Source organism: Pseudomonas sp. UBA5706 (genome assembly GCF_002419965.1).
Lineage (GTDB): Bacteria > Pseudomonadota > Gammaproteobacteria > Pseudomonadales > Pseudomonadaceae > Aquipseudomonas.
The window spans coordinates 61,640-68,390 of record NZ_DIHC01000019.1 but is presented as its reverse complement, the minus strand read 5'-3'; the positions used below and the strand labels follow the sequence as shown (position 1 = coordinate 68,390).

Sequence of the window (6,751 nt, the reverse complement as noted above, 5' to 3'; positions counted from 1 at the left end):
ATCCACCACCTTGCCGTCAACGAATTTCTGCTCGCTGCCCTTGGGCACGATGGTCTGGGTGAACGCGGCCTGCGAAAGCGGAACGAACGACAGACATAGAAGGGCGAGCAACCAACGCATTTCAACGGTATCCCTGAAGCCTGCGCAGCCCGCGCGCGGTCATCTGATCAAGTGGTTTTGAGAGGGGGCACGACAGTCAGGCAATCGGTGTGCACCGGGAATTCTTGATGCCGCCGGTCCGCAAAATAGTATTCCAGCGTCCGTCTGACCGTGTTGAACGCCAGCTGCGACCATGGGATATCGGCCTCGTCGAACAGTTTTACCTCAAGGCTTTCAACACCCGCAGCGAAATCCGCGCTGGCCATGTTGGCGCGGTAGAAAATATGCACCTGGTTGATGTGCGGGACGTCGATCATCGCATACAGATGCAAATCCTCCACCCTCGCGCAGGCTTCCTCAATGGTTTCCCGTCGGGCTGCCTGGCCGACACTCTCGCCGTTCTCCATGAAACCCGCGGGCAAGGTCCAGTAACCCAGGCGTGGCTCGATGGCACGACGACACAGCAGCACCTTGCCTTGCCAGACCGGCAACACGCCCGCAACGATGTTCGGGTTCTGGTAGTGAATGGTATGGCAATGTTCACACACATAGCGCAGGCGGCTGTCGCCCTCGGGAATGCGCTGAATGACCTGTTCGCCGCAATGGCTGCAGAATTTCATGATCGAATCGGGTTCCTGTAGTCAGCGGCTATCTTGGCGTGTGGCGCACGTGGTCGGCAAGCTGTGTCTTGTTCAGGGCGCTTAAGTGGCAGGCTTGCGCGGGGCAGGCGTTCGAGTTGCAGGGCAGGGGCTTGGGGCGCCCGGTACTTTGGTGCATCATGCCGGACAAGCAACAGATCGAGAATTCCCATGCTGGACGAGCTACTTCGCCGTATAAGCAGCCATACGCCGGGCACTCTGGAGACGGACAGGCGCTTTCCCGAGGCTGCGGTGCTAGTGCCCATCACCCGCAGCGACGAACCGGAGCTGGTATTGACCCTGCGTGCCAGCGGCCTCTCGACCCATAGTGGCGAAGTGGCGTTCCCCGGTGGGCGAAGGGACCCCGAAGACCCCGATCTGGTGTTCACCGCATTGCGTGAGGCCGAAGAAGAAATCGGTCTGCCGCCTGGGCTGGTGGAAATCGTCGGCCCGCTCAGTCCGCAGCTTTCCAAGCACGGCCTCATGGTCACGCCCTACGTCGGGGTTATTCCCGACTTCGTCGAGTACACGCCTAACGACGGTGAGATCGCCGCCGTCTTCAGTGTGCCGCTTGAATTTTTCCGCCAGGACGTGCGCGAGCACACTCACCGTATCGATTACCAGGGCCGCAGTTGGTATGTGCCCAGCTATCGGTTCGGCGAATACAGGATCTGGGGCCTGACTGCGATCATGATCGTTGAGCTGATGAACGTGCTGTTCGACAGCAACATCAACCTGCACCATCCGCCCGCGCGCTCAGCCATATTGACGCTCAAGTCCTAAGCAGCATTACCCTACCGAGAGCCTCGCGCTCCACCCACGGCCGCAGAGCCGCCCCCTGAGGAGAACAATATGAAATACCGTCTGGGCGATGCCCGCGTTCAAGCCCACCCGCAAAGCTGGGTCGCCCCAACCGCCACCCTGATCGGCAATGTCCGCCTGCAGGCCAATGCCAGCGTCTGGTTTGGCGCCGTGCTGCGTGGCGATAACGAACTGATCGATATTGGCGAAAACAGCAACGTGCAGGATGGCACGGTGATGCATACCGACATGGGCTCGCCCCTGACCATTGGCAGAAACGTGACCATCGGCCACAACGTCATGCTTCATGGTTGCAGCGTGGATGACAACACGCTGATCGGAATCAACTCGGTGATCCTTAACGGCGCAAAGATCGGCAAGTACTGCATCATCGGCGCCAATTCGTTGATCAGCGAAGGCAAGGTAATCCCCGATGGCTCGCTGGTGATGGGCTCGCCCGGCAAGGTCGTGCGTGAACTGACCGACGCGCAGAAGAAACTGCTCGAAGCCAGCGCCGCCCATTACGTCCATAATGCGCAGCGCTATGCACGCGATCTGGCGCCCCAGGAAGATTGATGTCCGCTGAACACATAGACAAAAACCCGCCTCAGGCTCTCCACGAGAAGCCCGTGCGTTCACCCTGCGTGAGCATTTGTGCCCTGGACGAAGCCGACGTTTGCCTGGGTTGCCAGCGCACCGTCGCGGAAATCACTGGCTGGAGCCGCATGAGCAATGACCAGCGGTGTGCGGTGCTGGTGCTGTGCGATGAGCGCGCGCGGGCCGCTGGAGCGATGTTTTCCGTGGGCGGGCGCAGTGATGTTTAGCTGCCATTGCTGAGCTTGCGTGGCCCCTGCGGCCGGCAGGCTTGATGGCGGCATCGCGTGGGGGTCCGCCAGCGCCGACACGTGGTACGGCTTCAATCGATGCATGGCCAATTCCGCGAGCGTTACCTGTATGCGTATCTGTCGGGCAACCCCATTCCCCGACCTTCGTGGTAAATTGCGCGCCTTTCTCCCCTGCGGTTGCTCGCACATGGCGGGCTGCCCTCGATATCTGCTCCACGAGGACCTGAGATGACTCAAATCGGAACTCCACTGTCGCCGACCGCGACCCGCGTTTTACTCTGCGGTTGCGGCGAGCTTGGCAAGGAAGTGGTGATCGAACTGCAACGTCTGGGCGTTGAGGTGATCGCCGTCGACCGTTACGCCAATGCTCCGGCCATGCAGGTCGCGCACCGCAGCCATGTGATCAACATGCTCGACGGCGCCGCACTGCGTGCTGTGATCGAGACCGAGAAGCCGCATTACATCGTCCCGGAAATCGAAGCCATCGCCACCGCGACCCTCGTGGAATTGGAGTCCGAAGGCTTCACTGTGATCCCGACCGCGCGCGCCACGCAGTTGACCATGAACCGCGAAGGTATCCGTCGCCTGGCCGCTGAAGAGCTGGACCTGCCGACCTCGCCCTACCACTTCGCCGATACCTTCGAAGCCTACAGCAAAGCGGTCGAGGACCTGGGCTTCCCGTGCGTGGTCAAGCCGGTAATGAGTTCCTCGGGCAAGGGCCAGAGCTTGCTTAAGACCGAAGCCGACATCCAGAAAGCCTGGGATTATGCTCAGGAAGGCGGCCGTGCCGGGAAGGGCCGCGTGATCATTGAGGGCTTCATCGATTTCGATTATGAAATTACCTTGCTGACCGTGCGTCATGTCGGCGGCACCACCTTCTGCGCGCCTGTCGGCCATCGTCAGGAGAAGGGCGACTATCAGGAATCCTGGCAACCGCAAGCCATGAGCCCGATTGCGCTGGCGGAGTCCGAGCGTGTGGCCAAGGCGGTGACCGAAGCGTTGGGCGGTCGTGGGCTGTTTGGCGTCGAACTGTTCATCAAGGGCGATCAGGTCTGGTTCAGTGAAGTGTCGCCGCGTCCGCACGACACCGGTCTGGTGACCCTGGTCTCCCAGGATCTTTCGCAGTTCGCATTGCACGCCCGTGCAATCCTGGGGCTGCCGATTCCACTGATTCGCCAGTTCGGCCCATCGGCGTCGGCGGTGATTCTGGTCGAAGGCCAGTCGACCCAGACTGCGTTCGCCAATCTGGAGCAGGCCCTGAGCGAGCCGGACACGGCGCTGCGTCTGTTCGGCAAGCCGGAAGTCAACGGTCAGCGGCGCATGGGCGTCGCCCTGGCCCGTGATGAATCCATCGAAGCCGCTCGCCGCAAGGCCACCCGCGCTTCGATGGCGGTGAAGGTGCAGCTGTAACACCTCCACGTGATAAAAACGGCGCCCTCAGGGGCGCCGTTTTTTGTGAGCAGTAGAAACCGAATCGCCATAGCAGCCGGGATGCTGCTACGGATCCAGCATCACTGGATGGTACTCAGGTCCGCATGGCGGGTTTCTTTCAGGCACAGCACGGCGATCAGGCTCAGTAGCGCTGCCGCCGACACATACCCGCCGACCCAGCTCAAGCCCCCCATCTCGACCAGCTGCTGGGCGAAGAACGGCGCCACCGACGCACCGACAATGCCGCCGATGTTATAGGCCGCCGACGCCCCGGTATACCGCACGCGCGTAGGAAACAGCTCTGGCAGCATCGCGCCCATCGGAGCGAAGGTCACGCCCATCAGGAGCAGCTCGATAGACAGGAACAGGGTCACCGCCCAGGTCGTGCCATGGGTCAGCAGCGGCTGCATCAGGAAGCCCGACAGGATCGCCAGCACGCCGCCGATGATCAGCACCGGCTTGCGCCCGAAGCGATCGCTCGCCCACGCCGACAGCGGGGTCGCCAGCGCCATGAACAGCACCGCAAAACACAGCATGGCGAGGAAGGACTCGCGGCTGTAGCCCAGGGTTTTAACCCCGTAGCTCAGGGAGAACACGGTCGAGATGTAGAACAGCGCGTAACATACCACCATTGACGCAGCGCCCAGCAGCATTGGCGCCCAATACTGCGAGAACAGCTCGGCGATCGGCATCTTCAGGCGTTCGTGACGGGCAATGGCCTTGGCGAAGATCGGCGTTTCCTCAAGCTTCAGTCGCACGTAGAGGCCGATCACCACCAGCACGGCGCTGAGCAGAAACGGAATACGCCATCCCCACGAACGAAACTGTTCGTCGTTCAAGGTCATGGCCAGTGTTAGAAACAGGCCGTTCGCCACGAGAAATCCGATCGATGGGCCAAGTTGCGGAAACATCCCGAACCAGGCACGTTTGCCCTTCGGCGCGTTCTCGGTGGCCAGCAGCGCCGCGCCACCCCATTCACCTCCAAGCCCGAGGCCCTGGCCGAAGCGCAACACGCACAGCAGGATCGGCGCCCACGAGCCTATGGCTTGATAGCCCGGCAGCACGCCGATCAGCGTGGTGCAGACGCCCATCAGCAACAACGAGGCGACCAGCGTGGATTTGCGGCCAATGCGGTCGCCAAAATGACCGAACAGCGCCGAACCCAGCGGCCGAGCGAGAAAGGCGATGCCGAACGTCAGAAACGCCGACAGCATCTGCGCGGTGCTGGAGGTCTGGGGAAAGAATACCGGGCCGATGACTAATGCAGCGGCAGTGGCATAGACGTAAAAGTCATAGAACTCGATGGCAGTGCCGATGAAGCTGGCGGTGGCAATCCGGGCGGTCGAGTTAGCGGGACGTGCCTGGCCCTCGTCGCTGGAGGGGAAAGTGGAAGTCGTGCTCATGCGGGTATCCCTGGCAGTCATCTTGCCTGTCAGCGGCAGACGCAAATGTGCTGCGCGCGCTGGGGCAATCGTTAATTATTTTGGGGTGCAGCGCTGAACAGACTAGCCCGGATATTGGCAGTGCTCGGGATGGGAGCGGGCGCCAGGGGAGTTGCGTGAAGACGTCAGGCTGAGTGACTGGCCGACTCACGCATTGTGCGGGTAGCACGCGGGGCGGCGGGGCTGGGTAAGCGGCTCGATTATAGGAAAGGCGCGCCCGCAGAAACAAGTGTTTCAGACCGGGTTTAGATCACATCTTTGGTCCGCGTGTTCTGCCACATCAGCACCCGCGTGACACGATTGTCTTCGGTTTCCAGCGTTTCCAGGCGATAGGGCCCGATCTTCAGGCACACCGAGCTGTCAGGAATGGTTTCCAATGCCTCGGTGATCAGGCCGTTGAGGGTTTTGGGCCCGTCGGCAGGCAGATGCCAGCCCAGACTCTTGTTCAGGTCGCGAATGGACGCCGCGCCTTCGACCACCAGCCGACCGTCCGGCTGCGGGTGGATATGGGGATTTTCCAAAGACTGCTCGCTTTCGAATTCGCCGACGATCTCCTCGAGAATGTCTTCCAGGCTGACGATGCCCTGCACCTCGCCATATTCATCGACCACCACGCCCATGCGCCGTTGCTGTTTGTGGAAGTTCAGCAACTGCAGTTGCAGCGGCGTGTTCTCCGGAACGAAGTAGGGCTCGTAGCAGGCCGCTTTCAGCGCTTGCTTGGTCAACTGTCCGCGAGGCAGCAGGTGACTGATCATCCGCGTGTTGAGCACGCCTTCGACCATATTGATATCGTTGTGGTAGACCGGCAGGCGGGTATGCCTGGAGATGATCAGCTTGTCGGCAATCTCCTCGATGGTCTCGTCCAGGTTGATACCGTCTACTTCGCTGCGCGGCACGAGAATGTCGTTGACGTTCATGCTGTCCAGCGCGTGAATCCCGGAAATCACGCGTGAGCGACCGAAGTGGCTTTCGTTATCCTGATAGACAGTCGGTCCCATGTCGTCGTCATCGGCGGCAGTGTCCGGTCTGCGTTTGGACAGGAAGGGACGCAGCAACAGCTTGGCGACGTTCTTGTAGACCCAGGTCAAGGGCCGCAGCAGACGCATCGGGATGCGCAGCACGTTGTTGCCCAGCAGCAAAATGGCTTCCGGGCGGCGGGCAGCGAGTTTGCGCGGGATGAATTCGGTGATGATCACCAGCGCGCTGGTCACTGCGATCCAGGCGATCAGCGGGCCGTGGAAGTCCCAGTGATCGATCGCCAGCAGGGTAGCCAGAATCGTGACCAAGGCCTTGAGCAGCGTGTTGCCCAGGATCAGGCTGTTGAGGTTGAACGCCAGTACAGGCTTGGGCGGCACGCTCGAGCGCGGGTGGATGTGCACCGCGCGCAGATTATGATGAGCCGCTTCCACCGCCGTGAGTAGCGCGGCCCACAGCGTAAGCAAAGCGAGAAGCGCAAGCATCGCGCCCGTGGGCAGGTTATCCATGATCAGCGCCC

Annotated in this window: 7 protein-coding genes; 4 read left to right on the top strand and 3 right to left on the bottom strand. The window is 61.2% G+C overall.

Annotated elements, in window-relative coordinates; all coding sequences use genetic code 11:
- Positions 1-167: 167 nt before the first annotated feature.
- Positions 168-719, bottom strand: a complete 552-nt coding sequence (locus tag B3I26_RS10485) for an NUDIX hydrolase (RefSeq protein WP_296257610.1) — start codon at positions 717-719, stop codon at positions 168-170.
- A 189-nt stretch (positions 720-908) separates the two neighbouring features.
- Between B3I26_RS10485 and B3I26_RS10480 the strand changes: the two genes are divergently transcribed.
- The 4 genes from B3I26_RS10480 (at position 909) to purT (ending at position 3,793) form a co-directional block, all read left to right on the top strand.
- Positions 909-1,520, top strand: a complete 612-nt coding sequence (locus tag B3I26_RS10480; RefSeq protein WP_296257609.1) for a CoA pyrophosphatase — start codon at positions 909-911, stop codon at positions 1,518-1,520.
- A 69-nt stretch (positions 1,521-1,589) separates the two neighbouring features.
- Entirely contained in the window at positions 1,590-2,114 is a 525-nt protein-coding gene (locus tag B3I26_RS10475) for a gamma carbonic anhydrase family protein (RefSeq protein WP_296257608.1), read from the top strand.
- A complete protein-coding gene (locus B3I26_RS10470; protein WP_296257607.1) occupies positions 2,114-2,362 on the top strand; it encodes a DUF1289 domain-containing protein in 249 nt (82 codons plus the stop codon). Before B3I26_RS10475 ends, B3I26_RS10470 begins: the two co-directional genes overlap by 1 nt.
- Positions 2,363-2,611: 249 nt before the next feature.
- The gene (gene purT / locus B3I26_RS10465) at positions 2,612-3,793 is read left to right on the top strand and encodes a formate-dependent phosphoribosylglycinamide formyltransferase (RefSeq protein WP_296257606.1); all 1,182 of its coding nucleotides are present in this window, start codon (positions 2,612-2,614) and stop codon (positions 3,791-3,793) included.
- Positions 3,794-3,894: 101 nt separating this feature from the next.
- Here the strand turns inward: purT and B3I26_RS10460 are convergent, their stop codons facing one another.
- Both B3I26_RS10460 and B3I26_RS10455 read right to left on the bottom strand, forming a co-directional pair.
- Positions 3,895-5,217 (bottom strand): MFS transporter, encoded by a 1,323-nt coding sequence (locus B3I26_RS10460; protein ID WP_296257605.1) that lies wholly within the window; start codon positions 5,215-5,217, stop codon positions 3,895-3,897.
- Positions 5,218-5,501: 284 nt separating this feature from the next.
- Positions 5,502-6,740: a CNNM domain-containing protein gene (locus B3I26_RS10455; RefSeq protein ID WP_296257604.1), complete on the bottom strand. Its 1,239-nt coding sequence runs from the start codon at positions 6,738-6,740 to the stop codon at positions 5,502-5,504.
- Positions 6,741-6,751 lie beyond the last annotated feature (11 nt).